Raw genomic sequence first — 25,095 nt, forward strand, 5'->3', positions numbered from 1 at the left:
CCCCCGCCTACCCGCCCCCCCCGCCCCGCGGAAACGGCACAGCGCCGCCGGGGGAGCGGCGGCGCTGCGAGTACTGGCGAGGGGTGGGGCGGGGGTTACGGCAGGGCGTGGACGTGCGGGCCCACCGCGTTCGACCAGGCGTTGCCGGCCGTCGCGTCCCAGTTCGTCGACCAGGTCATGGCGCCGCGGAGCGTCGGCCAGGCCTGGGCCGGCTTGAAGGTGCCGCAGCTGGTGAGCTTGGTCAGGCAGTCGAGCGCGTTCTTCACGATCTGCGGGTCGACGTAGCCGCTGCCCGCGCCCCGCGTGGAGGCGGGGACGCCCAGGCCGACCTGGGACGGGGCCAGGCCGCCCTGAATCTGGATGCAGGCGAGCGCGGTGAGGAAGTCCACCGAGCCCTGGCTGTAGACCTTGCCGTCGCAGCCGAGCATCGCACCGCTGTTGTAGTACTGGGTGTTGACGACCGTGAGGATGTCCTTCACGGCGAGCGCGGTCTTGAAGTACTCCGTGCCGGTGCTCTGCATGTCGATGGTCTGCGGGGCCATCGTGATGACCAGGCTCGACCCCGCCTTGGCGGAGAGCTGGCGCAGCGCCTTGGTGAGGTAGGTGGAGTTGATGCCGTGTTCGAGGTCGATGTCGACGCCGTTGAAGCCGTACTCCTGCATGAGCGCGTAGGCGCTGTTGGCGAAGGCGGTCGCGCTCGCGTCACTGTTGATCGTGACGTTGCCCTTCTCGCCGCCGATCGAGATGATCACGGACTTCCCGGCGGCCTTCTTGGCCGCGATGTCGGCCTTGAAGTCGGCGGTGGAGGTGTAGCCGACGGCCGGGTCGAGGTTGAAGGTGATCTGGCCGGGCGTGGCCGTCGAGTCGGCGAAGGAGACGGCGATGATGTCGTACTGCGACTGGACGTCGCGGATCTTCTGCTTGGCCGCGCCGTTGTCGAAGTTCTGCCAGTAGCCGGTCACGGCGTGCTTCGGGACGGCCGGGCCGGGGCCGGTGTCGCCGGGCTTGGCGGTGCGGGCGGAGACGGCGGCGGACTTCGCGGACTCGCCCGCGGTGTTCGTCGCGGAGACCTGGAACTGGTACGCGGTGTCGGGGTTGAGGCCCGAGACGGTGGTGGACGTGCCGGTGACCGCCACCGGGTTGGCGCCGTCGCGGTAGATCTTGTAGCCGGTGGCGCCGGAGACCGCGCCCCAGGTCAGGTCGACGGAGGACGTGGTGGTGGAGCCGGCGGCGAGGCCGGCCGGGGTGGCGGGGACGACCGGGTCGGGGTCCTGGCCGCCGCCCCCGTCGGGGCCGAAGACGCTCACGTCGTCGACGAAGTAGGGCGAGGTGCCGTACCAGCCGTGGGTGTAGATCTCGACGGACGTGGTGTTCGCGCCGGTGGTGAAGGTGGTCGTGAGCTGCTTCCAGGACGGGCTGTCGGGCGTCCAGGTGGAGACGGTTCCGGTGCCGGTTCCGGTGTTGTTGACGCCGAGGTAGGCGTAGCCGCCCTGGACCCAGGCGCTCAGCGTGTACGTCGAGCCGGGCTTCACGGCGACGGTCTGCACGCACTTGGCGTTGTCGAGGCCGCCGGGGGTGGCCTTCAGGGCGCCGGCCCCGGTCCGTACCGGTGTGGAGACGGCGGCGCCGCTTCCGGCCGAGCAGGACCAGTTGGTCAGGCCGTTCTCGAACCCGGCGTTCTTGGCGACGTTGACGTCGGCGGCCTGGGCGGTGCCGGCTCCGCCGACGAGGACGAGCCCGGATCCGACGGCGAGCGCGAGGGCTCCGCCGAGCCATCGGCGGCCCTGCGGGCGGCCGAGCGGGCGGGTGGTGGTGCGGTCCACGTGCATCCTCCGGTGGGGGAGTTGGGAGGTGGGGATGGGGGATGTGGAGAGGGGGATGGGGAGGCGCCCGTACGTCTTCGTCGTCGCACGGAGGGGGCAGAGGCGGTGGCCACCGTCGTGGCAACAAGTTGGTCCAGACCAATCCTGTTGTCAAGACCTCTGGCACCAAGCGGAGTTCGGTGACGAAAAGGAGGACCGCTTGGCGGATTGTGTGTTCGTCACCCCCAGGGGCGTGGATAGAGTGCGGAGACGGGGGACGGTCGGAGTGGACGGGGGTCTGACGGTGACGGTGCCGACAGCGATCGCGGTCACCAGCGCCGACCTGGCGCTGCCCCCCGCCGATCCCCAGACCCCGCACGCCACCGTGCTCCAGCCCCCCGGGGCACGCTCCCTCGACGCCTCGCTCGCCGACGTGCAGCAGCTCCTCGCCCGCCACGGGCACGTGATCGTCGTCTGCCCCACCTCCGCGCCGCCCGCCGTCGCGCAGCGCCTCCGCACGGTCCGGGGGCTCCTCGAAAGCGACCGGATCGCCCTGGTCGAGACCGACCTCCCGCCGCTCGGCGCCGCCGTACTCGTACGCCAGTTACGGCAGTTGTCCGTCTGCGACTTCAGCGCCGGAGTCCTCGCCTCCGCCGCCCGGCTCCTCGCCCACTACATCTACGCCGGGGCCGTCCTGGGCTCGGTCTCGCGCCTCGACCGCGTCCCCGTCAGCCTCTCCTCCCACCTCAAGGGATGGCTCCCCGGCGCCCACTTCGGCGTCCTCGCCGGACCGACCCCGCAGATCGTCCGCGTCGGAGGAAAGGGCGAACAGCTTCTCGCCGGGCCCGAGTTCGCCACCCGTCTCCTCGTCGCCCGCGGCCAGCTCCAGACCGACTGGCCCGCCGCCGCCCTCGCCCCCGCCTGGCGGATCCAGGGCGCCGCCCAGGAGGTGGCCCTGCCGGAGACCTCGGCCGCCTGGTGGGGGACGGGCAAGCTCGTCGAGTTCGTCGCGTACCTCTCCGATCTGCCCGTCCTCTACCAACTGGTCGCGTCCGTACGGCGCGAGACCTGCCGTTGGTGCGGGATGGAACTCATCGGCGACCGCTGCGGGTTCTGCGCGGCGAGCCCGTCGCCCGCCCCGCTGCCGCCGACGACCACGACCCCGACCACGACCCCGACCACGACCCCGCTCACGATCGAGGAAGTACGGCCATGAACTCCCGCCAGCGCCGCGGCGTGATCCTGCTGCTGCTCTCCGTCCTGTGCGCCCTCGGTGCCTTCGCCGGCGTCCTCACGGTCGTCAGCGACGTGAACTCGAAGGTCGGCCCGGAGGTCACCGCGTACCGCGTCAGCGAGAACGTGGCGCCGTACGCCCCGCTGAAGGCGGACCAGTTCGAGAAGATCACCATGCCGAAGCGCTGGCTCTCCTCCACCGCCGTCACCGACCTCCGCCAGATCGAGGGCCGGATCGCCGTCACCACGCTCAGGGCGGGCTCGCTCCTCCAGGCCGACATGATCGTCGACCGACCCGAACTCAAGCCGGGCGAGCAGGAGATCGCGATCATGATCGACGCGGCGACGGGTGTCGCGGGCAAGATCACCCCCGGTGCCAGCGTCAACATCTACGCCACCTTCGCGGGCGAGAAGAAGGGCGACCCCTCCCAGTCCCGCCTGATCGTCGCCGGAGCCCGCGTCCTCTCCATCGGCAAGCTCACCCCGATCTCCGACAGCAGCGACCGCGCGAGCCGCGCCACCAACGCCGTACCGATCAGCTTCGCCCTCTCCCACCTCGACACCCAGCGCGTCACGTACGCCGACTCCTTCGCCGAACACGTACGCCTCGCCCTGGTCTCCCCGGCCACCGGCGGCGCGCCGGCCGCACCGGGCGACCGCACGTACACGCTCGACAAGGACAAGTGACAAGTGGCAAGCGACAAGTAGCAGTAGCAGCAGAGGAAGAAGAGGAAGAAAAGGAAGGTGAGGTCGGTATGACCACCAGGATCCTGCCGGCCGTCGGCGACCCCGACGCGGCCCGGTCCGTCGTCACCCTGCTCAGCCAGCTCCCCGACGCCGAACCCGCCGCACCCGTCACCGACTCCACCCAGCTCGTCGACACCCTCGCCCGGCTCGCCGCCGACTCCCTCGACGAGCTCCCCGAGGTCGTCCTCGTCCACGAGCGCATCGGACCCGTCCCCGCGCTCGACGTGGTCCGCGAGGTCGCCCTCCGCTTCCCGGCCGTCGGCGTCGTCCTCATCACCGCCGACGCCAGCTCCGTCCTCTTCTCCGCCGCCATGGACTCCGGCGCGCGCGGCCTCGTCACCCTGCCCCTGGGGTACGAGGAGCTCGCCAGCCGCGTCCAGGCGGCGGCCCAGTGGTCCGCCGGGGTCCGCCGCCACCTCGGCGCGGGCGCCGAACTCGCCACGGGCCCCGGCGGCACGGTCGTCACCGTCAGCGGCGCCAAGGGCGGCGTCGGCACGACGGTCACCGCCGTCCACCTCGCCCTCGCGGCCCGCGCCTCGGGCCGGAGCGTCGCCCTCCTCGACCTCGACCTCCAGGGCGGCGACATCGCCTCGTACCTCGACGTCCAGTTCCGGCGCTCCGCCGCCGACCTGGCCTCCATCACCGACATCTCGCCGCGCGTCCTCCAGGACGCGGTGTTCGTCCACGAGACCGGCGTCTCCCTGCTCCTGGCCCCGGCGGAGGGCGAACGCGGCGAGGAGGTCACCGACCGCGCCGCCCGCCAGATCGTCAGCGCCCTGCGCGCCCGCCACGAGGTGGTCGTGGTCGACTGCGGCTCCCAGCTGACGGGCGCGAACGCCGCAGCGATCGAGATGGCCGACACGGCGCTCCTCGTGACGACACCGGACGTGGTGGCGGTACGGGCGGCCAAGCGGACGGTACGGATGTGGGAGCGGCTCCAGGTGAGGAAGGCCGAGGAGACGATCACCGTCGTCAACCGGCACAGCAGGTCGACGGAGATCCAGCCGCCGCTGGTCCAGAAGATCACGGGCACGCGGACGGCGGGCGTGTCCGTCCCCGCCCACTTCAAGGAGCTCCAGGCGGTGGTGGACGCGGGCCGGCTGCACGACCTCGACGCGAAGTCGACGGTGAAGCAGGCGCTGTGGGCGCTGGCGGGGGAGCTGGGCCTGGTGGGCCCCGTGTCCGTACCGTCGCAGGCCCCCGCTCCCGGAAAGCAGCTCGCGCGTGCCGGGGACCGGGGGGCGCTGGGCCTGCGGCGGCGGGGGCGCTGAGCCGTGGGAGGGGAGGCCGGGCGACGGCGGGGAGCCCGCCGGGACGACCGGGGCCAGGTGGCGGTCGAGTTCGTCGGCATGGTCCCGCTGATCCTGCTGACGCTGGCGCTGCTGTGGCAGGTGGTGCTGGTGGGGTACACGTACACGCTGGCGGCGAACGCGGCGGACGAGGGGGCGCGGGTGTGCGCGGTCGGCGGCGACTACGACGCGGCCGCGAAGCGGCACCTGGACGGAGCGTGGGCGAACGGCGCGAACGTCAGCGGCTGCGACGCGGCCGCGCCGCTGGCGACCGTGACGGTGACGGTGGACGTCCCCCTCATCGCTCCCGGGACGGCCGGCCTCTTCCCCGTGTCGGCCACGGCGGGAGCGGTCTCGGAGGAGGCGCTCAAGCGATGAGAAGACACGTTCGTCCAAGGGGTCGGGACCGGGGTCAGGTGGCCATCGAGTACCTCGGCTTCCTCCCCGTCCTGCTGCTCGCGGGCCTGGCGGGCCTCCAGCTCGGCCTGGCCGCGTACGTGGCCCAGCAGGCGGGCACGGCGGCCCGCGCGGCGGCGAGGGCGGACACGACCGACGAGCCGTTCCCCGGCGGAGCCGCGGAAGCCGGTTTCGCCTCCATGAGCGGCTGGGTCCAGGGGCGCGCCCAGATCGCCGTCAGCGGCGGCGTAGCCACGGTCACCGTCACGATCCCCGAGGTCGTCCCCTTCTGGAGCTTCGACCCCGTCACGAAAACGGCCACCATGCCCGTACCCCCGGACGAGGAGGACCTGCCATGAGCCTGCGTTCCCGGATCACCGCCCCCGAGGACAAGGGGGCCGCCGGAGCGGGCCGGGAGGACAGCCACCTCGTCGCCGCCTTCCGCGCCAAGCTCCTGGAGGAGATCGACCTCACCGAGATGTCCGCGCTGGCGGCGGCCGAGCGCCGGGCCCGCCTCGAACGCGTCCTCGGCCACATCATCAGCCGCGAGGGCCCGGTCCTCTCCACGGCCGAGCGCGGCCAGCTGATCCGCCGGGTCGTCGACGAGGCCCTCGGCCTCGGCGTGCTCGAACCGCTCCTCGAAGACGCCTCGATCACCGAGATCATGGTCAACGGCCCCGACCAGATCTTCATCGAGCGCGCCGGCCGCGTCGAACTCCTCCCGCTCCGCTTCGCGTCCCACGAGCAGCTCATGCAGACGATCGAGCGGATCGTCTCGACGGTCAACCGCCGCGTCGACGAGTCGAACCCGATGGTCGACGCCCGCCTGCCCTCCGGCGAGCGCGTGAACGTGATCATCCCCCCGCTCTCCCTCACGGGCGCCACGCTCACGATCCGCCGCTTCCCGCGCGCGTACACGCTCCACGAGATGGTCGGCCTGGGCTCCCTGGACGAGCAGATGCTGCTCCTCCTGTCCGGCCTGGTGCAGGCGAAGTTCAACGTGATCGTCTCCGGCGCCACCGGCACCGGCAAGACGACCCTCCTCAACGCCCTCTCCGGCCTCGTCCCCGAGGGCGAGCGGATCATCACCATCGAGGACTCGGCCGAACTCCAGCTCCAGCAGGCCCACGTCATCCGCCTCGAAGCCCGCCCGCCGAACATCGAGGGCCGGGGAGCGATCTCCATCCGCGACCTCGTCCGCAACTCCCTCCGCATGCGCCCCGACCGGATCATCGTCGGCGAGGTGCGCGGCGGCGAGACGCTCGACATGCTCCAGGCGATGTCGACCGGCCACGACGGCTCGCTCGCGACCGTCCACGCGAACTCGGCGGAGGACGCCCTGATGCGCCTCCAGACCCTGGCCTCGATGTCCGAGGTGAAGGTCCCCTTCGAGGCGCTGCGGGACCAGATCAACAGCGCGGTCGACGTCCTCGTACAGCTCACCCGGCATCCCGACGGCACCCGCCGCGTCACGGAGATCGCCGTCCTGGCCTCCCACGGCCGCGAACGCTTCCTCCTCGCCACGATCTGCCGCTTCGAGGCGCAGCCGGTGGCGGCGGACGGGCGGGTGTACGGGCGCTTCGCGTACCACCCGCTGCCGAGGCGGGTCGCCGAGCGCCTGTACATGGCGGGCCAGCCCATCCCGCAGGCGTTCGGGGTGGCCGCGACGGACGCGGGCCTGGCGACCCGAGAAGCGAACTAGGAGTGCTGACCACTGATGGCCACTGATCCCGTCCGGCTGACGCTCGGCGTAGCGGCACTCTGCTGCGTCCTGGCCGTGGTCGGCATCCAGGTGTACGCGAGCGGGGCCCGCCGCCACGCGGCACTCGTCGCCCGGCTCGACGAGACGGGCGCCCCCGAGACGACGGGCCGCCGGAGGCGCCGCTTCCGGGGCGTCGACCGCCGCGTCCGCCGTACGGCCCTGGGCAGGAAGCTGGAGCTGAGGATCGCGGCGACGGGCCTCGACGTGACACCGGGCGAGTTCACGGTGGCGCTCGCGGCGACGGTGGCGGTGCTGTGGGTAGTGGGCCAGGCGGCGCTTTCCCCCTTCTTCGGCCCGATCTGCGGCCTGCTGGGCATCTGGGTGGCGCTCGGCTACCTCAACTGGCAGCGCCAGAAACGCATCGAGAAGTTCATCAACCAACTCCCGGAACTCTCCCGCATCCTGGCGAACGCGAGCCAGGCGGGACTGGCGCTGCGGATGGCGCTGAGCCTGGCGGCGGACGAGATGGAGTCGCCTGCGGGCGACGAACTGGAGAAGGTGGCACAGCAGTTGGCGGTGGGAAAGTCCCTGGACGAGGCGCTGGGCGAACTGGCGGAACGCCTCCCGTCGAGGGAGCTGGTGGTCCTGGTGACGACCCTGGTCCTGGCGAACAGAGCGGGCGGCACAGTGGTGTCGTCGCTCCGCAACCTCACCCAGACCCTGGAGGAACGCAAGGAGACGAGGCGCGAGGTGCGCACGCAGCTCTCCCAGGTGAGCATGACGGCGTACTCGGTCCCGGTCATCGGCGTCGGCTCCCTCCTCCTGATCGACAACATGCAGCCGGGAGCGCTCGACCGCATGACGGGATCGACGATCGGCCAGTTCGCGGTGGTGGCGGCGTTCGCCCTCTACGTCCTCGGCTTCGCCGCGATCCGCCGCTTCTCGAAGATCGACGTCTAGGGACGGGTGGCGCGCGTACTCATGGAACTCCTCCTGGCCCTCCTCGCCGGCCTGGCGGTGGCGGGCATCTTCACCGGCCTCCGCCTCTACCGCGCGGACGCCCGCCTGCCGGATGACCTTCAGCTGGCCCTGGAAGTGGGCTCCACCCGCACGGGCGCGGTGGACTCGATCGTCGACCGCCTCGGCATGCGCTGGTCACCGGCGGTCCTCCGCCTGATGGGCCCGAAGCGCGTGAGCGCGGTACGGCGCCGCATCGACCTGGCGGGCAACCCGGGAGGCCTGACGATCGACCGCTACGGGGCGAGGCGGGCGGTCTACGGCTTCCTCGGCCTCCTCGGCGGCCTGCTGATGCTGAACAAGGGCTCGGTGCTGGTGGCCCTGCTCCTCTTCGCCTTCGGCGCGTTCTGGACGGAGGTCGGGATCTGGTCGGCGGTCCGCATCCGAAAAGACCAGATCGAACGAACCCTCCCCGACTTCCTCGACGTCCTGGCGGTCGTGGTCTCGGCGGGCCTCGGCTTCCGCCAGGCACTGGAGAGGGTGGCGGAACAGTACGCGGGCCCGTGGTCTGACGAACTCCGCATCACTTTGCGCCAAATGGACATGGGAGTCAGCCGGCGTGAGGCCTTCGACGAACTGCGGAGGCGCAACGACTCGGAACAGGTCGCCCAGTTCGTGACGGCGCTCCAGCAGGGCGAAGAGCTCGGTGCCCCCATCGTCGACACCCTGATCCAGATCGCGACGGACATGCGCCGCACGGACGCGCAGAACGCGCGGCGGAAGGCGGCGAAGGCGGTCCCGAAGGCGACGATGATCATCACGACGGTGATGGTCCCGGCGACGATGATCCTGCTGGGAGCGGGGCTGTTCCTGGGAACGGGAACGGACTTCGGCTCGGTGACGGGCGAGTGACGCGAGCGCCCCCTCATGGCTCACAACAGCCCCATCTTCGCCGAACTCCCCACCAAGACCGGCGAGTAGGGCCTAGCCTTTTGACCGGGCGACTGGACGGGGAGGGGTGGCGCGATGTTCCGACTCCGGCACCGCCTACCCACCCACAGGCCCCTGCTGGGGACCCGCTCTGTCTTACGTTCCCTCCCTGGTGGGAGCCGGGGGACTTCACGAGAGCTGAGGGGATCTGATGAAGGACACGCTGCTGAGGACACTGGTCGGGGCGCGGGTTCGGGCCGGGGAGTGGCTGGACCGGTCGGCCCGGGATCGCGGGCAGACGGCGGTGGAGTATCTGGGGATCATTGTGGTCGTGGTGGCGATCGTGCTGGCGATCACTGGTACGGACATCGGGCAATCGATCAAGACCGCCATCTCCGACAAGATTGCAGACCTGGTCGGCGACTAGGAGCGGGAGACGCGGGGCAAGCTTTCCCCGTCTATATCGCTGCGGTAGCTGGACTGTTATTCCTGGGCTTCGCCTATTTCCTGGTGGGGCAGGCTGCATTTACGCGCAACGGCGCCCAGACTGCGGCCGATGCGGCAGCTCTCGCTGCGGCGCAGGACGCTCGGGATCAGTTGCGGCAGGGGTGGCTTGAGGTCATTCGTGATCCCGACCAGTGGGACAGGTTTATTCTGGCAACGGAGTATGAGAGCGGTCCCGCGTGCGATATAGCAGCGGAATACGCGAGGTTGAACCAAGCCGAGCTTTCGGGAGACCGCTGCCTGGACCTGGAACCCAACGGGTTCCGCGTGACAGTGACGACGACGGGTCCGGAGTCAGTGCATGCGACGGCATCTGCTCAAGCAGTCATCGAGCCGCGCTGTGAGGTGCCCGATTACGAGCCGCCTACGGAGCCGCCCTCGCCACCGCCGACACCACCGGCCGATCCGGAGGACGACGCAGATCCGATTGTCGAACTGGAGTGTGGCGGGGAAGCGCTGGACGTCGATCTGGACGACCCTACGTTGCCCGACGCAGTCGACCTCTTCACCGTCCGATTGGCTGACCAGTAAAGGAAGCGCACTCCATGAACGCGTGGTACGCAGCACATTGCCGAAAGGCGGCAGCTTTGGTTGCTGTGGCGTCGGCAACTCTTGTCCTGGCCGCCTGCGGATCTGACGAGAAGCCACAGGATGCCAAGCCGTCCGCAACCACGGCTGCTCCGCAGAAGACGCAGGACGATCAAGGTAAGGAGACTGCGGGAGAACAGAGCGAGCCGATCGTCGTTCTCACCGGGCGCAAGGGGTTGGAGCTGGCGATTGACTCGGTGGAGCGAGATGCCGGCGGGTTTCTGACGATAAAGGGCCGACTGAGCAACGAGGGGGATTCGGGCACCTCGGTTCCCGCTCAAGTCAGCGGTGACGAGACAGAGGTCGTCAAGCACGGCACGTCGTTGGGTGGAGCCACACTTGTCGACTCTGTCGGGAAGAAGCGGTACTACGTGCTGAGGGATACCGATGGCAGGCCGCTGACTACTGCTGGCCTGGGCATCGTTTCTGCGGGCGACTCGCTGGAAGTGTTCATGCAATTCCCAGCACCCCCCGCCTCCACCACCGAGGTCTCCTTCCAGCTCCCCACCTTCGAACCCGCCACCCTCAAACTCTCCTGAGGCGACGCCATGACGACGACACCCCGCCGCCTGGCCGCCACCCTGGCCCTCGCCTCCGTGATCCTGTGGCCGGTCACCGCCCCCACCGCCCACGCGGACGACGGCCCCGGTCCAGGACCCGCCGCCAGTGCCGAGCCGCCCCCCGCCATCGATCCCAACGCGCCCGGCCTCATGCTCCCGGACGGTGCCACCCTCGCCCCCGCCAAGGTTCTCGACATCAAGCAGATCGTCGAGGAGGAGGGCGGCGCGGAGCGCCGGCAGGACACCAACGTGGACGTCACCTTCGCCCTTCAGGCCGAGGTCCTGTTCCCCAAGAACAGCGCCAAGCTGAGCCCTTCCGCCACCGCCCGTATCGCCGCGATCGCGGCCGAGGTGCGGAAGCTGGGGTCCAGCCGCGTCCGTGTCTTCGGGTTCACCGACAACCTCGGGACCTACGAGCACGGGCTCAAGCTCTCCAAGGAGCGGGCTCTCGCCGTACAGCAGGTGCTGGCGCGGAACCTCGAACCCGGTACCGCCTTCGACATCCGGGGCTACAGCGAGGACTACCCGATCGCCGACAACTCCACGGAGGAGGGCCGGAGGAAGAACCGGCGCGTGGAGGTGTCCTTCCCGCGGACCACGGTCGTCCAGCCCTGACCGGCCCGATCTAGAGCAGGTGGTCCGCCTTGCCGGCCTTGATGTCGAGGATGAGGTTGCGCAGGGCGTCTCGGCTGTCGGTGAGGTAACGGTCCTCCTGGCCGAGGACGGCGATGTAGCTGTTGCCGTCCTCGTCCGTCCCGAGGCGGTAGCAGCTCGCGCCCTCGCCGCAGAGGGGGGCTTCCCAGGTGATGTCCGGGTTCGGCATGGTGTCGGTTCTCCTTACAGGCTGTGTGCGATCGCGCGGATGAAGTTCCGGGACTCGTCGGCCGTGAGGGCGATGCGCTCCATCCAGTCGAGGTGGGCGCGGTACTTGGACAACTGTGCCTCGGCGTGCAGGAATTCCGGCCCGTGGGTGCTGTCGACCTGCACGGTGTCCAGGGCGGGGACCGGGCCCTCGGCGTAGTTCACGGTCTGGCCCGCGCCGGGGAAGGCGCCCGCCTCGAAGGGGATCACCCGGAGCGTGACGTGCTTCCGCTCCGTGGCCGCGAGCAGGTGTTCCAGCTGGGCGCGGGCGACGGCTCGGCCGCCGAAGCGCATCCGCAGGGCCGCCTCGTGGACGATGCCGACGTACGGGGGCGGGTTGGCGCCGTCCAGGACCTGCTGGCGCTCGACGCGGAGCGCGAGCCGGAGCGCGACCTCGCGTTCGGGGAGCGGCGGGAGGACGGCCCGGAAGACGGCGAGGGCGTGGTCGTTCGTCTGGAGGATGCCGGGCACATGCACCGAGTGGGCGGTGCGCATGCGGACGGCGTTCGCCTCCAGCTCGGCGATGTCGAGCAGTCCTGCCGGGAGTGATCCCCGGTACCGGTCCCACCACTTGCGCTTGGGTGGCCGGGCCATGGCCACGAGGGCCTCGATGTAATCCCCGTCCGCACAGTGGCAGTTGCACGCCAGTGTGCGGACGCGGTCCTCGCTGATGGCCCGGACACCCTGCTCGATGTTGGAGAGTCGCGCGCGGTCCACGCCGAGGAGTCCGGCCGCCGTCTCGGCGGACATGTCCGCCGCCAGGCGCAACTTGCGCAGCTCGCTCCCCAGGCGCCTCTGGCGCTCGGTCGGGGACGTCCTCTGGGCCATGGCATTCCTTCCCGTATCCCTGTGTGCGAAGTCTGCCGTGCGCACGGCAACTCCGGTGCCAAGGGGCCCAATTGTCGAGAGTGGGTGGCAAATGTGTCCCCATGCTCGCTACATTATGTAGTGCACCGCTCACGCACCGCATGGGTGGAAGTGCATCACGCGGTCCTGCCCGCAACTCCTTCCCTGGGAGGGGCGCGCCCGCGTCAGGGAGACATGCCACCATCCCGCCCCCTCCGTGAGCCATTCGTGCGCGCCGACGATCGAGTGACCGACGCCATCCCCGTACCTCCAGGTCAACCACCCGTCCAGGCAAGGGAGTCCGCCATGTCGCCGACCCTCCGCACCATCCCCGCCCTCCGTACCGTCCTCTGCCCCGTCACCCCGCCCCCGGCCCCGTCCCCGCCCCGCCCGACCCCCCTCGTATACAGCCTCACCCTCCCCGGCGACCCCCGCAGCGCCGCCGTCGCCCGCGTGGCCGTGGGGTCCGCCCTCCGGGCGCACGGGCTCGACGCGTACGGCCTCGTCGTGCTGCTCGCCGTCACCGAGCTCATCGCCACCGCCGCCCGGCTCACGCCCGGCGCCGACCTCTACGTGTCCCTCCGCCACCGCGCCGACGACGCCCTCCGGATCGTCGTCTGGGACCAGCACCCCACCCACCGCCACGACCCGGACGCCGAGACCCTCTGCGCGGACCGCCGGCGGCGTTCGCTCTGGCTCCTGAACGCGGCCGTCGACGACTGGGGAGGGGAGTGGGGTATCCACGAGGAGCCCCAGCCGCCGCAGCGCGGGACGAAGTCCTGGGTGACGCTGCCTCGGTGACGGCGGCGGGAGGCGGGGGCAGGCGGGGGCAGGGCGGATGCCGCTCAGGCCTCGGGCCCGTCCGCCTTCGCCCCCGTTCCCGCTCCCGCTCCCGCTCCCGTTCCCGTTCCACGGCCGTGGAACCAGCGCCGCCACCCTCGTCGGGCGGAGGGGCGGCGCTGCTGGAGCAGGGTTGATTCCAGGAGGTGCCGAGCGACGGCCTCGGCGGGTTCGTCGCCGGTCCGGCGGAAGATGTCCGCAGCCCGGTTCAGGGCGCTGACGGCTTCGTCGAGGCGCTGTAGTTCGCGTAGGGCGAGCCCGAGGTTGTTCAGGGCCTGGCCGTGCCGGTGGACGTCGCCGAGGTCGCGGAAGATGTCCACGGCCCGGCCGAGGTGGGCGGCGCCTTCGTCGAGCCGTCCGAGCTCGTGGAGGATGCCTCCCAGGTTGTTGAGGGTCTGGCCTTCGCCGTGGAGGTCGTCCAGTTCCCGGCAGATCTCGACGCATTGGGTGAGGGCGCTGACGGCTTCCTCGGAACGGCCCGTGGCGTGGAGGGCCAGCGCGAGGTTCGAGAGCGCGAGGCCTTCGCTGTACCGGTCGTCGCCTTGTCGGCAGAGCGCGAGGCCCTTGGCGTGGGCGTCGACGGCTTCGTCCGGTCGGTCCGTGATGCGGAGGAGGACGCCGAGGTTGTTGAGCGCCGCGCTTTCGCTGGCGCGGTCGTCCAGTTCTCGGTACAGGACGAGATTTCGGCGGTGGACCTCGATCGCCTCGTCGAGCCGCCCCACCGCCTGGAGGGCGATCCCCAGGTTGTTCAGGATGCCGAGCTCCAGACGAGGATCGTCGAACGTGCGTGAGAGGGGGGCGGCTCGGGTCAGGACGTCGATGGCTTCGTCGAAGCGCCGGACTTCCCCCAGGGCCATGCCGAGACCGTTGAGCGCCGAGGCGTGGTCTCCGTGGTGGGTGGTGTCCTCGTAGAGGCCGACGGCTCGGGTGTGGGCCGCGATGGCTTCCTCGAAGAGGCGGAGATCGTGCAGGGCCGTTCCGAGCGCGGTGAACGTCCAGGCCTGTTGGGAGGTGTCGTCTCCCTCAAGGGCGGCCGCGACCGCATACGTCCTGGTGACCAGGGCGTCGCGGAACCGGCGTCGGAGGCGCTGATAGGGGCCGAGGATTTCGGTGAGGGGGATGAGTACCCCGGGGAATCCCTGGCTGATGGGGAGCCAGGCCATGAGGTTGGTGTGCTCGGCGTCGAGCCACGCCAGGGCGGCCGTGCGGTCGGGGAACCGGCCGGCGGCCGGTGCGCCGGGCTCGGCGTTCAGCCGGGCTCTGGCCGCTGCTCCGGTGACGGCGTAGTGCGTGAGGGCGCGCCCCACGGCCTCGGCCTCGGCCTCCTGCGGAGGGAGCCCCCTGGCGTACAACCGGATCAGGTCGTGCGTCCTCCAGCGGTCCGAACCCGTCGGGTGTTCGCTGATCAGGCAGGCGCGGGCGAGGGCGGCGAGACCCGCGCGGCTCTCACGGGCGGGGGAGCCGTTCAGGACGGCGGCGCATTCCGTGGACACGTCGGGACCCGGGTGCAGGGACAGCAGCCGGAAGAGGCGGGCGTCCTCCGCCTTCAAGCGCCTGTACGACAGGTCGAAGGCCGCCCGGACCGCCGACGTCCGGCCCTCCACGTCCTCGTGCCGGAGGGACTCAAGCCGGGTTCGCGCGTCGGCCAGGTCGTCGGCCAGGGTGGCGATCGGGAGGCCCGGGTCGTCGGTCAGGAGGGCGGCGGCGATCGTCAGCGCGAGCGGTAGCCCGCCGCAGTGTCCGGCCAGGCGCTCCAGGGCCTCGGGTTCCCGTTCGGCTCGCGGGTCGTCGTCGCGGACCTGGGTGAGCGCCGTCGTCACCAGCGTGACGGCCGACCCCACGTCGAGCTCGTCCAGGGGTACGAGCCTGGGGCGGAAGTCCGGGGCCGTCAGGGCGTCCCGGGACGTGACCAGCAGGCGGTGGGACGGGTGCGCCGGGACCAGGGGCAGCAGCTGGCCCGGGGAGGACGCGTCGTCCGCCAGGATCAGCACCGGGCCGTACTCCTTCGCCCGGCGCGCCAGCTCCGACTGGTAGAGGCCCGACTGTTCCTCGACCGTCGGCGGCAGGTCCTCCGTCCGTACCCCCAGGGCCCGCAGCAGCGACTCAAGGGCCTGTTCGGGGCCGAGCGCGCCGGCGGGGGCGTAACCGCGCAGGTGCACGAAGAGCGTTCCCCCGGGGAAGTGGCCCCGGTCGACGGCCCGGTGGGCGGCGTGCAGGGCCAGGGCGGTCTTGCCCACGCCGGGGAGCCCTGTCACCACCGTGACGGTTCCCGCGCCGGCCTCCGGGGACAGGGCCTTCACCAGGCGGTCCGTCTGTTCCGTGCGGCCCGTCAGGCGTGGCGCGGGCGGCAGGGCCTCCAGGGCCTGTGGCGTGGGGGAGGCGGCCGGGACCCCCATATAGAGGTCTCGGCCGGCCTGGATGACGCGCCCCTGACCGGAGGCCGTACCGGTCTGGGCGGTGGCGCCCTCAGGAACCGGTCGACTGCTCATCGGACTCCGAACCGCCGACCTGCTTCACGCGTCCCCTGCCCGACGCCTCCCCGTGCTGTTCCACCCGGCCGAGGCCGGGGCCGCCGCCGATCTGCGTGACCTCGCCCTCGTCCGTGGCCGTCGCCCGCTGCGTCACCACCCTCTCGGAGGGAGCCGGAGGCGGCGGTGTCTCCCGGCCCGCCCACCAGCCAAGACCCGCCGCGACCACCGTCGCCGCCACCGTGGCGAAGGCGATGGCCACCGCGAACCGCGTCTCCTCGGTGCTCGGCAGCCATCCCCACGTCACCGCCTGGGCCGCCCACAGGCACCCGCCGAACGTGACGAGCGCCGCCGCCACCGTCGCCAGCCACCGCACAGGACGTGACATCCGTCCGCCCCCTCCCCTCGGGACCCGTTCCAGACCGCCATTCTCCTCAGCGGCCCGCCTGCTTAACGGGGCTTTCCCGAAACGGAGTTCAGGCCCCCAGCGCCGCCCTGATCGTCCCCACCATCCGCTCCGGCGCCGCGAACACCTCCCGCGCCGTGAAGCGCAGCACCCTCCGCACCTCCGGGCACGCCGACAGCGCGTTGAACCTCGCCACGTCCCGTTCGTGGGCCGCGCGGCTGCCGTGGAACGCGTACCCCTCCACCTCCACCGCCAGGCCCGCCTCCCGGAACAGGAAGTCCGGGCGCAGCGTCCACCGGCCGTCGGGGGTGTGGAGGAGCGGCTGGGATTCCGGGAAGAGGGCCGCGTCCCGCATCCGCAGGCGTGCCACCGTCTCCGCCGGGGAGCCCGAGGCCGCCTCCGTCAGGGCGAGCCACGCGCGGGCCCGGCGCCCGCCGGGCCTTCGGGTGGTGGCGAGTTCCGTCGCCAGGTCCTCGTACCGGACCAAGGGGTCCCGGCGTACGCCCTCCACCGTCCGCCTGCCCAGGGCCGAGTCCGCGAGCACCACCGCCTCCTCGCGGCTCGCGCTCGTCCGTATCAGGTCGCCGACCGTCCGCGCCGGGGTCGTCGTCCGCAGGCCGCGTCGCATCGACCAGTCCCCGGGCGTCAGGGGGTGGGAGTGGATCCGGGTGCCGACGACTCGCGTCGAGCGGGGGGACGGGATCGTGAACTCCAGGGGTCCGGCCGGCTGCCGCCCCAGGCGTTCGACGCGGTGCACCCGCGCCGCCGTCCCGTGGCTGCACACCAGCTCCGGGCGCAGCATCTGGACCGCCGTCGCCCGGACCCTCCAGTCCACGTCCTTCCCCGGCATCGCCCACGCCCCCCGGCACACCGGCTGCCAGCCCTCCCGGCGCAGGCGCGTCGTCAGTCGGGACCTGGACCAGCCCGCCGCGAGTGCCCTGCCCGTGAGGAGTACCCCGCCCCTGGCGAGGATCGCCAACTCGTACATACGCGCAACGATCCACGGAAGAGGGACAGTTCGCACCCCCTGTGGAAAACCCTCCGAAAGTCGACGTCAGGAAAGCGCAAAAGTGTCGGGACGCGGTACTCGGGCAGGAGCATTCTGGAACGAGCGGGAAACATCCCCGCCCCCACCTCCACAGCGAGCCCTCCGAAGTGAGCTGCTGATGACGTCGACATCGAGTCCTTCATCGCGTCCCAGTGTTCAGCTGGTCAGTGATCTCGTCACCCGGATCCCCGAGTACCGGGGCGCGTACGAGTCCCATCTCTTCTCCCAGGGCGACGTCCATCCCCACGTCTTCTTCTGGGACGTCGTCCAGGGCACCGTCCGGTCCTTCCTCGGCGAGGACCCCTACGCCGCCGACTGGCGCCGCACCCTCGCCTTCCTCGAAGAGCAGTGCTCTCGCGGTGTCATCGACATCGACGAGGTCATCGTCACCTCCTTCCTCGGCGACCTCCCCTCCCCGCAGGAGCCCGGGCACGCCCTCGTCCACCAGCTGGGGCCCGGCCTCGCCGCGAAGTTCGTCCGCATAAGGCCGGTTTCCTGTTGTCCTGCCTGACCTCGCCCCGTGTGAGCCGTCGATAATCGGGGGATGTCCCAGCGCCCTGCCCTTGCCGCGCCCCGCACCGCCGTCCTCGGTTACCTCGCCGCCCGCCTCGTCGGTCTCGCCGTCCTCGCCCTCGCCTCCGTCGCGACCGGCAAGGACGGGTGGCACCGCCTCAGCGGGCGCTGGGACTCCGTCTGGTACGTGCGGATCGCCGAGAACGGGTACGGGTACGAGGTCACCCTGCCGAACGGGGACGTCCACTCCGACCTGGCCTTCTTCCCGCTCCTTCCCCTCCTGGAGCGGGGGCTGTCGGCCGTCCTCCCCGTCGACGCCGCCACCGCCGGGCTCCTCGTCTCCTGGACCGCCGGGCTCGCCGCCGCCCTCGGCATCTACCGCTGCGGCGCCCACGTCGGCGGCGAGCGCGTCGGCATCCTCCTCGCCGTGCTCTGGGGTGTGTACCCGACCGCCTTCGTGCAGTCGATGGCGTACACGGAGACGCTGTTCACCGCCCTCGCCGCCTGGTCCCTGTACGCCGTCCTGCGCGGGCGCTGGGTCCTCGCCGGTGTCCTCTGCGCCTTCGCGGGGCTCACCCGGCCGACCGCCGCCGCCCTCATCGCCGCCCTCGGGATCACGGCCCTCGTCGCGGTCGTACGGGACCGGCGGCTGCCCCTCCCGATGCTGGCCGGGGTGGTCGTCGCGCCGCTGGGCTGGCTCGCGTACGTCGCCTACGTCGGGGTCCGGCAGGGGAGTCCCACCGCCTACTTCGACGTCCAGGCCGCCTGGGGCAACTCCATCGACTTCGGCGTCGCCCTCGCCCGGTTCATCCTCGGCCTGCCCTGGCCCGCCGCCCTCGGACTCTGCGCCGCGCTCGCGCTCCTCGCCTGGCTCGTCGCCCTCTGCGTCCGGCAGAAGCAGCCGCTGCCCCTGCTCGTCTACACGATCGGCGTCGTCTTCGTCTCGCTCGTCGGCGCCGCCTACTTCGGCTCCCGGCCGCGCCTGATGATGCCCGCCTTCGGGCTGCTCCTGCCGCCGGCCGTCGCCCTCGCCCGCGTGCGGAACCGGACCGCCGTCCTCGTCCTCGCCGGGCTCGCGCTCGCCTCCGGCGTCTACGGGGCCTTCACCCTGCTGGGGTCGGGGCCGCCGTGATCCCGACCCGGACTCCCGGGCGCAGGCCCCAGGCCGCCAGCGCGCCCGCCTCCGCCTCCAGGACGTGCCGGCCGCGCCACCGCACCATCCCGAGCCGTCCCGGGGGCATGGTCACCACCGACAGGACCCGCAGCGAGCCGTCCAGATAGGCCACGTCGATCGGGAAGCGCATACCGAAGGTGTGCACGCTGTTCGTGCGCGTGATCAGCAGCGCGCCCGTGATCCCGTCCCGGCCGAGCAAGCCCCTCCGCCGCGCGCGGTAGGAAGCCGCCACCTCGACGGGGATCCCGCCCGGCTCCAGCGTCCCCGTCCCGTCCGCCCATTTCCCCATGCGCCAGACCGTAGCCGTCCCACCGCCCTAGGGTCAGCCGAGTGCCGTACGTCGCCCTCGTCCTCCTCGCCGCCCTCTGGGGCGCCGCCGCCGGGCTGCTCGTCCCGCGCGCCGCGTACCGGCTCTCCGTCGCTGCCGAGGAGCCCTGGCGGGACCGCTGCCCCGCCGGACACCTCCTCGTCGGACCCGCCCGCGGCTGGCTCGGCGGGCCCGGGCGCGCGGCCTGCGCGACGACCCCCGCCCCGTACACCGCCCCGCTCCTCGCCGGCCTCACCGCCCTGACCTGCGCCGCCCTCGCCGCCGCCACCGGCGGGCCCCGGCCCGAGCTCGCGGTCTGGCTCCTCGGCGCGCCCTTCGCCGTGCTCCTCGCCTGCGTCGACGCGCGCGTGCACCGGCTCCCCGACGGGCTCACCCTCCCGCTCGCCGCCGCCGTGCCCCTGCTCCTCGGTCTCGCCGCGCTCCTGCCGTACGCCGCGGGGTCCTGGCCCGGCGCGCTCCTCGGCGCGCTCGCGCTAGGGGGGTCCTATCTTCTGCTCTTCCTGGTCAACCCGGCCGGTCTCGGCTTCGGGGACGTCAAGCTCGCGCTCCCGCTCGGCGCCGCCCTCGGCTGGTACGGCTGGGGCGTCCTCTTCGCCGGGGCGTTCGCGGGCTTCCTGCTCGGCGCGGTGTACGGGTTCGGGCTCGTCGCCCTGCGCCGCGCCGGGCGCTCCTCGGCGATCCCCTTCGGGCCGTTCATGCTGGTCGGCGGGTTGCTGGGGCTGCTGCTCGGGGCCTTCACCGCCCAGCCGTGAGTCCCGCCGTGAGTCCCGTCATGAGTCCCGTCATGAGCCCCGGCACCGCCGCCGCCCCGCGTCAACCACGCCCCCGTGCCCCCGTCCCCCGTCGGAGGGACGGAACTCCGCCGCCACGCCGGGGCGCAAACCCGCCATCGGGCGTCGGAGCCCTTGTCCCGCCTGGAATCCGTCGAAAACCGAGCGACCAGTTCGCTGCACGTGGCGCGCAACACGGCTAACGAAGGGTTATGGTGGAAACCCCCCCTCGGGCCGGTCCGTATCCCCCCCACGGACCGGCCCGTTTTCTTTGCCCGCACGCGGGCGGGGGCGCGTCGGCCGCGACGGGCGTCAGCCCCGGCGGGCCCAGATGTTCGTGCCCTCGGTGTCGACCGCGAACGAGTCGATCTCCTTGAGCTCCTCCGCCGTCAGCGGGGCGCCCGCGAGCGCGGCCACGTTCTCCTCCAGCTGCGCGACGCTGGACGCGCCGATCAGCGCCGAGGTCATCCGCTCGTCCCGCAGCACCCACGAGAGCGCGAGCTGCGCGAGCGACTGGCCGCGGCGCTCGGCGATCTCCGCGAGACCGCGCAGGCGGCGCAGGACCTCGTCGGAGAGCAGGTTCGGGTCGAGGGACTTGCCCTGGGTGGCCCGCGAGCCCTCCGGGATGCCCTTCAGATACTTGTTGGTCAGCAGGCCCTGGGCCAGCGGCACGAAGGAGATGCAGCCCATGCCGGCCGCCTCCAGGGTGTCGAGGAGGTTGTCGTCCTCGGTCCAGCGGTTGATCATCGAGTACGAGGGCTGGTGGATGAGCGGACGGACGCCCATCTCGCGCAGGATGCGGGCCGCTTCGGCGGTCTGCTCGCTGTTGTACGAGGAGACGCCGACGTACAGCGCCTTGCCCTGCTGCACGGCGGAGGCCAGGGCCCCCATCGTCTCCTCCAGCGGGGTGTCCGGGTCGAAGCGGTGCGAGTAGAAGATGTCGACGTAGTCGAGGCCCATCCGCTTCAGGGAGGCGTCGAGCGAGGACATCAGGTACTTGCGGGAGCCCCACTCGCCGTACGGGCCGGGGTGCATCTCGTAGCCGGCCTTGGTCGAGATGATCAGCTCGTCGCGGTAGGGCGCGAAGTCCTGCGCGAAGAGCTTGCCGAAGTTCAGCTCGGCGGAGCCGGGCGGCGGGCCGTAGTTGTTGGCCAGGTCGAAGTGGGTCACGCCCAGGTCGAAGGCGCGGCGCAGGATCGCGCGCTGGTTGTCGAGCGCGCGGTCGTCGCCGAAGTTGTGCCAGAGGCCGAGGGAGACCGCGGGGAGCTTGAGGCCGCTGCGGCCCGAGCGGCGGTACTCCATCGCGTCATAGCGGTCCGGGGAGGCGAGGTACAGAGGGGAATCAGTCACGTATCCCTCTTTATCACGGACTTGTGACAGTCCCGGGCTGTGAGCGCGTCGCCCTTGCGCAGTAGTGTGGCGGCTTGCGGGCCGCCGCTGCCGGGCGGGTCGCACGGTGCACGGAGAGGTAAAGAACGGTGAACCTGCGCGACCTGGTGTACAGGCTCTACGCACGCCGGGTGGAAGGCCGCCTCGACCACGCTCAGGTGCCCAAGCACATCGGTGTCATCCTCGACGGGAACCGGCGCTGGGCCAAGGCCTCCGGGGGAACTCCGGAGCAGGGCCACAAGGCCGGCGCGGACAAGATCACGGAGCTGCTCGGCTGGTGCGCCGAGACGGACGTCGAGGTCGTGACGCTCTGGATGCTCTCCACCGACAACCTGAACCGCCCCGAGGCGCAGCTCGTCCCGCTGCTCGGCATCATCGAGAACGCGGTGCGCTCGCTCGCGGCCGACGGCCGCTGGCGCGTCCACCACGTCGGCACGATGGACCTGCTCCCCGCCCGTACGCAGGCGGTCCTCAAGGAGGCCGAGCAGTCCACCCGCCACCACACGGGGATACTCGTCAACGTGGCGGTCGGCTACGGCGGCCGGCAGGAGATCGCCGACGCGGTCCGTTCGCTGCTCCTGGAGCATGAGGAGCGGGGCACGAGCTTCGCGGAGCTCGCCGAGATCGTCGACGTCGAGCACATCTCCGAGCACCTCTACACGCGCGGCCAGCCCGACCCGGACCTCGTGATCCGCACCAGCGGCGAGCAGCGGCTGTCCGGGTTCATGCTGTGGCAGAGCGCGCATTCCGAGTACTACTTCTGCGAGGTCCACTGGCCGGCCTTCCGCAAGGTCGACTTCCTGCGGGCACTGCGCGACTACGCGGCGCGGCACCGGCGCTACGGCACCTGAGCCGTCGGGGCCTACGGCACCTGAGCCGTCGGGTGCTCCGGCGCCACGCACGGCCCCCAAAACGATCAGAACCCTCTCGGAACCGATCATCTCGTGTTCATGAACACGTCGTCATATGCCATGGCATGGCAGCACCGGATCGAGGGCATATCCCTGGTGAAGTGAGCGGCACGGAGACCGCCACCCGGGAGGCCCCTTGCACCAGGACGACCGTGCGGGACAAGCACGGGAGAAGCGGAGGGCCGAGGTTCGGCCCGCGCATCGTGGCCTGAGCCCGGTCCCATTCCGCAGCGACACCGGTTCCGTCGCGCCCCGACCTCACAGGGGTCTTCAGAGGGGGTCTGTCCTTCCGTGGTGACCAGCACGAAGCGCCGCCTTAACGACCGGCGCACCTATGTTCTCGACACCAGCGTCCTGCTGGCCGACCCCAACGCCGTGTCACGGTTCGACGAGCACGAGGTCGTGCTCCCGATCGTCGTGGTCACCGAGTTGGAGGCCAAGCGACACCACCCCGAGCTCGGCTACTTCGCCCGGCAGGCGCTACGCCTGCTCGACGACTTCCGGGTGAGGTACGGACGCCTCGACGCCCCGCTCCCCATCGGGGAGCTCGGCGGCACCCTGCGTGTCGAACTCAACCATTCCGACCCCGGCATCCTGCCCGCCGGCTACAGGTTGGGGGACAACGACTCACGGATCCTCGCGGTCGCGCGCAACCTCCAGGCGGAGGGGTACGACGTCACCGTCGTCTCCAAGGACCTGCCGCTGCGCATCAAGGCGTCCTCGGTCGGCCTCCTCGCGGAGGAGTACCGCGCCGAGCTCGCCATCACGGACGCCAACGGCTGGACCGGCATGTCCGAGCTCGCGCTCTCCGGAGAACAGGTCGACCTGCTCTTCGAGCAGCACAGCATCCACGTGCCGGAGGCCGCCGACCTCCCGGTCCACACCGGCCTCGTGCTCCAGTCGGAGCGCGGCAAGGCGCTGGGCCGGGTCACCGCCGAGGGCGACGTACGGCTCGTCAGGGGCGACCGCGAGGCCTTCGGCCTGCACGGCCGCAGCGCCGAGCAGCGGATCGCGCTCGATCTGCTCCTCGACCCCGACGTCGGCATCATCTCCATGGGCGGCCGGGCCGGTACGGGCAAGTCGGCGCTCGCGCTCTGCGCGGGCCTCGAAGCCGTCCTGGAGCGCCGTCAGCACCAGAAGGTGATGGTCTTCCGCCCGCTGTACGCGGTCGGCGGCCAGGAGCTCGGCTACCTGCCGGGCAGCGAGTCCGAGAAGATGAGCCCCTGGGCCCAGGCGGTCTTCGACACGCTGTCCTCGGTCGCGAGCCGCGAGGTCATCGAGGAGGTGCTCAGCCGCGGGATGCTGGAGGTCCTGCCGCTCACCCACATCCGGGGCCGCTCGCTCCACGACGCGTTCGTCATCGTGGACGAGGCCCAGTCCCTGGAGCGGAACGTCCTGTTGACCGTTCTGTCCCGAATCGGGGCGAATTCGCGGGTCGTTCTGACCCATGACGTCGCCCAGCGGGACAACCTCAGGGTCGGCCGGTACGACGGAGTCGTCGCCGTGGTCGAGAAGCTGAAGGGCCATCCGCTCTTCGCCCACGTCACGCTCACCCGCTCCGAGCGCTCCCAGATCGCCGCGCTCGTGACCGAGATGCTGGAGGACGGTCAGATCTGACCAGACAGGGACCGGTAGGTCCCGATAGACAGGGATACGTCCCTGTACGGCAGTTGGCGCCGCCCGGCGAAGCGGAGGAGCTTAGTCGGGCGGCGCTCCCGTGTCCGCATGATCCGTCAAATCACGGACGATTCCCCGGGTGTGAGCTTTCACACGCAACCCGGAATTGCCTTGCGGCGTCGCCGTCCGGCAGAGTCTTGCTTCCGTCAGGCCCCGCATACGGCACACGTGCACCCTCAGGGGTGCGCAACCCCGCAACAACTCCACAGTCGTCAGCCGTATGCCGCCCACAGCACCACGGGCCCGTGTCTTCAGTGACCCAGTACGTCGGAGACCAGCGCAAGGGGCACGATTTCGCCCGCGTGGTCACACGTGCGGGCGATGCTGGAAGGAAACCGTGTGAGCCGGATCTCGGTCCGGGGATTCGCGGTGGCTTCGGCCACTGCGGTCACCACCGTCGGCGCCGTCGTCGGCGTTGCCTCGGGCAACGCCGTCCAGGCCTCGGACGACAACTTCGAGGCCACCGCGGCCGACACGACGCTGCTGGCGGACATCCCCGCGGGCGACCAGGCCCAGGTACAGGTCTCCTCCCTCTCGGAGCAGGCCGACGTCCAGGCCGCCGCCGCCGACTCCACCGCCCGCAAGGTCGCGGAGGAAGCCGCCCGCGTGCGCGCCGCCAAGGACGCCGAGGCCAAGAAGGAGGCGGCCGACGAGGCCGCCGCCAAGGCCAAGGCCGAGGAGGAGCGGAAGCAGCGCGAGAAGGAGGAGGCCGAGCGCGCCAGCCGGTCCGCCATCCGCGAGTCGGTGTCCTACGCCGCGCAGGGCTCGTACAGCGTCTCCGAGATCAAGTCGATCGCCCGGTCGATGATGTCGTCAGGCCAGTTCCAGTGCTTCAGCAACATCGTGGACCACGAGTCCGGCTGGAACTACCGCGCCTCCAACCCGTCCTCGGGCGCCTACGGCCTCGTGCAGGCCCTGCCGGGCTCGAAGATGGCCTCGGCCGGCGCCGACTGGCAGACCAACCCGGCGACCCAGATCAAGTGGGGCCTCAGCTACATGGACGGCCGCTACGGCAGCCCCTGTGGCGCCTGGTCCTTCTGGCAGTCCCACCGCTGGTACTAGAACCGGCGCGCTCAACCTCCGGAAGCCCCTCACCGTCCTACGGTGAGGGGCTTCCTGTGCGTGGGACGTGTAGGTTGCCGAGACGACCGGGGCG

The 25,095-nt window shown here is 71.4% G+C and carries 27 protein-coding genes; 19 read left to right on the forward strand and 8 right to left on the reverse strand.

Translation table 11 applies throughout. From position 1 onward, the window contains the following. Positions 1 to 95: 95 nt before the first annotated feature. Positions 96 to 1,823 (reverse strand): chitinase, encoded by a 1,728-nt coding sequence (locus tag ACFC0Z_RS10840; RefSeq protein ID WP_376435105.1) that lies wholly within the window; start codon positions 1,821 to 1,823, stop codon positions 96 to 98. A 283-nt stretch (positions 1,824 to 2,106) separates the two neighbouring features. On the opposite strand from ACFC0Z_RS10840, the gene ACFC0Z_RS10845 reads away from it, so the two are divergent. The 12 genes from ACFC0Z_RS10845 (at position 2,107) to ACFC0Z_RS10900 (ending at position 11,323) form a co-directional block, all read left to right on the forward strand. Beyond that, complete coding sequence (locus tag ACFC0Z_RS10845) at positions 2,107 to 3,018, forward strand: hypothetical protein (protein ID WP_376435107.1); 912 nt, start codon at positions 2,107 to 2,109, stop codon at positions 3,016 to 3,018. After that, positions 3,015 to 3,722 (forward strand): Flp pilus assembly protein CpaB, encoded by a 708-nt coding sequence (gene cpaB, locus ACFC0Z_RS10850; RefSeq protein WP_376435109.1) that lies wholly within the window; start codon positions 3,015 to 3,017, stop codon positions 3,720 to 3,722. Before ACFC0Z_RS10845 ends, cpaB begins: the two co-directional genes overlap by 4 nt. Positions 3,723 to 3,790: 68 nt before the next feature. Next, positions 3,791 to 5,053 carry a CpaE family protein gene (locus tag ACFC0Z_RS10855; protein WP_376435112.1) on the forward strand — a complete coding sequence of 421 codons (1,263 nt, stop codon included), beginning with the start codon at positions 3,791 to 3,793 and terminating at the stop codon, positions 5,051 to 5,053. A 57-nt stretch (positions 5,054 to 5,110) separates the two neighbouring features. After that, positions 5,111 to 5,449, forward strand: coding sequence for a TadE/TadG family type IV pilus assembly protein (locus ACFC0Z_RS10860; protein WP_376435114.1), 339 nt, complete (start codon positions 5,111 to 5,113; stop codon positions 5,447 to 5,449). Positions 5,450 to 5,487: 38 nt separating this feature from the next. Beyond that, positions 5,488 to 5,826 carry a TadE/TadG family type IV pilus assembly protein gene (locus ACFC0Z_RS10865; RefSeq protein WP_376435117.1) on the forward strand — a complete coding sequence of 113 codons (339 nt, stop codon included), beginning with the start codon at positions 5,488 to 5,490 and terminating at the stop codon, positions 5,824 to 5,826. After that, positions 5,823 to 7,169 carry a CpaF family protein gene (locus ACFC0Z_RS10870; RefSeq protein ID WP_376435119.1) on the forward strand — a complete coding sequence of 449 codons (1,347 nt, stop codon included), beginning with the start codon at positions 5,823 to 5,825 and terminating at the stop codon, positions 7,167 to 7,169. Before ACFC0Z_RS10865 ends, ACFC0Z_RS10870 begins: the two co-directional genes overlap by 4 nt. Positions 7,170 to 7,184: 15 nt before the next feature. After that, entirely contained in the window at positions 7,185 to 8,129 is a 945-nt protein-coding gene (locus tag ACFC0Z_RS10875) for a type II secretion system F family protein (protein WP_376435121.1), read from the forward strand. A 21-nt stretch (positions 8,130 to 8,150) separates the two neighbouring features. Further along, positions 8,151 to 9,038: a DUF5936 domain-containing protein gene (locus tag ACFC0Z_RS10880; protein WP_376436628.1), complete on the forward strand. Its 888-nt coding sequence runs from the start codon at positions 8,151 to 8,153 to the stop codon at positions 9,036 to 9,038. Between the two features lie 229 nt (positions 9,039 to 9,267). Further along, positions 9,268 to 9,483: a Flp family type IVb pilin gene (locus ACFC0Z_RS10885; RefSeq protein WP_376435123.1), complete on the forward strand. Its 216-nt coding sequence runs from the start codon at positions 9,268 to 9,270 to the stop codon at positions 9,481 to 9,483. Continuing rightward, positions 9,432 to 10,091 (forward strand): pilus assembly protein TadG-related protein, encoded by a 660-nt coding sequence (locus ACFC0Z_RS10890; protein ID WP_376436631.1) that lies wholly within the window; start codon positions 9,432 to 9,434, stop codon positions 10,089 to 10,091. The genes ACFC0Z_RS10885 and ACFC0Z_RS10890 overlap by 52 nt, the downstream gene beginning before the upstream one ends. 14 nt (positions 10,092 to 10,105) lie before the next feature. Continuing rightward, on the forward strand, positions 10,106 to 10,687 hold the full coding sequence (locus ACFC0Z_RS10895; protein WP_376435126.1) for a hypothetical protein: 582 nt from the start codon (positions 10,106 to 10,108) through the stop codon (positions 10,685 to 10,687). A gap of 9 nt (positions 10,688 to 10,696) precedes the next feature. Next, positions 10,697 to 11,323 carry an OmpA family protein gene (locus tag ACFC0Z_RS10900; protein ID WP_376435127.1) on the forward strand — a complete coding sequence of 209 codons (627 nt, stop codon included), beginning with the start codon at positions 10,697 to 10,699 and terminating at the stop codon, positions 11,321 to 11,323. Between the two features lie 10 nt (positions 11,324 to 11,333). Here the strand turns inward: ACFC0Z_RS10900 and ACFC0Z_RS10905 are convergent, their stop codons facing one another. Then, on the reverse strand, positions 11,334 to 11,531 hold the full coding sequence (locus tag ACFC0Z_RS10905; protein ID WP_376435129.1) for a hypothetical protein: 198 nt from the start codon (positions 11,529 to 11,531) through the stop codon (positions 11,334 to 11,336). 14 nt (positions 11,532 to 11,545) lie between these two features. After that, positions 11,546 to 12,397 (reverse strand): helix-turn-helix domain-containing protein, encoded by an 852-nt coding sequence (locus tag ACFC0Z_RS10910; RefSeq protein WP_376435131.1) that lies wholly within the window; start codon positions 12,395 to 12,397, stop codon positions 11,546 to 11,548. A gap of 324 nt (positions 12,398 to 12,721) precedes the next feature. Here ACFC0Z_RS10910 and ACFC0Z_RS10915 point away from each other — a divergent pair, with 324 nt between their 5' ends. After that, a complete protein-coding gene (locus ACFC0Z_RS10915; RefSeq protein WP_376435134.1) occupies positions 12,722 to 13,216 on the forward strand; it encodes an ATP-binding protein in 495 nt (164 codons plus the stop codon). Between the two features lie 44 nt (positions 13,217 to 13,260). On the opposite strand, the gene ACFC0Z_RS10920 is transcribed toward ACFC0Z_RS10915, so the two are convergent. The 3 genes from ACFC0Z_RS10920 to ACFC0Z_RS10930 form a co-directional block, all read right to left on the reverse strand. Beyond that, the gene (locus ACFC0Z_RS10920; protein ID WP_376435137.1) at positions 13,261 to 15,744 is read right to left on the reverse strand and encodes a tetratricopeptide repeat protein; all 2,484 of its coding nucleotides are present in this window, start codon (positions 15,742 to 15,744) and stop codon (positions 13,261 to 13,263) included. After that, a complete protein-coding gene (locus tag ACFC0Z_RS10925; protein WP_376435139.1) occupies positions 15,722 to 16,111 on the reverse strand; it encodes a hypothetical protein in 390 nt (129 codons plus the stop codon). Before ACFC0Z_RS10925 ends, ACFC0Z_RS10920 begins: the two co-directional genes overlap by 23 nt. Before the next feature lie 88 nt (positions 16,112 to 16,199). Beyond that, on the reverse strand, positions 16,200 to 17,117 hold the full coding sequence (locus ACFC0Z_RS10930) for a hypothetical protein (protein ID WP_376435142.1): 918 nt from the start codon (positions 17,115 to 17,117) through the stop codon (positions 16,200 to 16,202). 178 nt (positions 17,118 to 17,295) lie between these two features. Between ACFC0Z_RS10930 and ACFC0Z_RS10935 the strand changes: the two genes are divergently transcribed. Together ACFC0Z_RS10935 and ACFC0Z_RS10940 are read left to right on the forward strand one after the other, a co-directional pair. Continuing rightward, complete coding sequence (locus ACFC0Z_RS10935; RefSeq protein WP_376435144.1) at positions 17,296 to 17,688, forward strand: hypothetical protein; 393 nt, start codon at positions 17,296 to 17,298, stop codon at positions 17,686 to 17,688. Positions 17,689 to 17,721: 33 nt separating this feature from the next. Further along, positions 17,722 to 18,822, forward strand: coding sequence for a mannosyltransferase family protein (locus tag ACFC0Z_RS10940; RefSeq protein WP_376435147.1), 1,101 nt, complete (start codon positions 17,722 to 17,724; stop codon positions 18,820 to 18,822). On the opposite strand, the gene ACFC0Z_RS10945 is transcribed toward ACFC0Z_RS10940, so the two are convergent. Further along, a complete protein-coding gene (locus ACFC0Z_RS10945; protein WP_376435150.1) occupies positions 18,794 to 19,153 on the reverse strand; it encodes a DUF192 domain-containing protein in 360 nt (119 codons plus the stop codon). The two genes, ACFC0Z_RS10940 and ACFC0Z_RS10945, sit on opposite strands and share 29 nt — an antisense overlap. A gap of 41 nt (positions 19,154 to 19,194) precedes the next feature. Between ACFC0Z_RS10945 and ACFC0Z_RS10950 the strand changes: the two genes are divergently transcribed. Continuing rightward, complete coding sequence (locus ACFC0Z_RS10950; RefSeq protein ID WP_376435153.1) at positions 19,195 to 19,944, forward strand: prepilin peptidase; 750 nt, start codon at positions 19,195 to 19,197, stop codon at positions 19,942 to 19,944. Positions 19,945 to 20,274: 330 nt separating this feature from the next. On the opposite strand, the gene mgrA is transcribed toward ACFC0Z_RS10950, so the two are convergent. Beyond that, positions 20,275 to 21,312, reverse strand: coding sequence for an L-glyceraldehyde 3-phosphate reductase (gene mgrA / locus ACFC0Z_RS10955; protein ID WP_376435155.1), 1,038 nt, complete (start codon positions 21,310 to 21,312; stop codon positions 20,275 to 20,277). A 128-nt stretch (positions 21,313 to 21,440) separates the two neighbouring features. Here mgrA and ACFC0Z_RS10960 point away from each other — a divergent pair, with 128 nt between their 5' ends. The 3 genes from ACFC0Z_RS10960 to ACFC0Z_RS10970 all read left to right on the forward strand — a co-directional run bounded on the left by ACFC0Z_RS10960 (position 21,441) and on the right by ACFC0Z_RS10970 (position 25,001). Then, the gene (locus tag ACFC0Z_RS10960; protein WP_376435157.1) at positions 21,441 to 22,202 is read left to right on the forward strand and encodes an isoprenyl transferase; all 762 of its coding nucleotides are present in this window, start codon (positions 21,441 to 21,443) and stop codon (positions 22,200 to 22,202) included. A gap of 351 nt (positions 22,203 to 22,553) precedes the next feature. Then, positions 22,554 to 23,879: a PhoH family protein gene (locus ACFC0Z_RS10965; RefSeq protein WP_376435160.1), complete on the forward strand. Its 1,326-nt coding sequence runs from the start codon at positions 22,554 to 22,556 to the stop codon at positions 23,877 to 23,879. A gap of 399 nt (positions 23,880 to 24,278) precedes the next feature. Then, positions 24,279 to 25,001 (forward strand): transglycosylase SLT domain-containing protein, encoded by a 723-nt coding sequence (locus tag ACFC0Z_RS10970; protein WP_376435162.1) that lies wholly within the window; start codon positions 24,279 to 24,281, stop codon positions 24,999 to 25,001. The last annotated feature ends 94 nt before the right edge of the window (positions 25,002 to 25,095 follow it).

This window comes from Streptomyces sp. NPDC056144 (assembly GCF_042264145.1).
Lineage (GTDB): Bacteria > Actinomycetota > Actinomycetes > Streptomycetales > Streptomycetaceae > Streptomyces.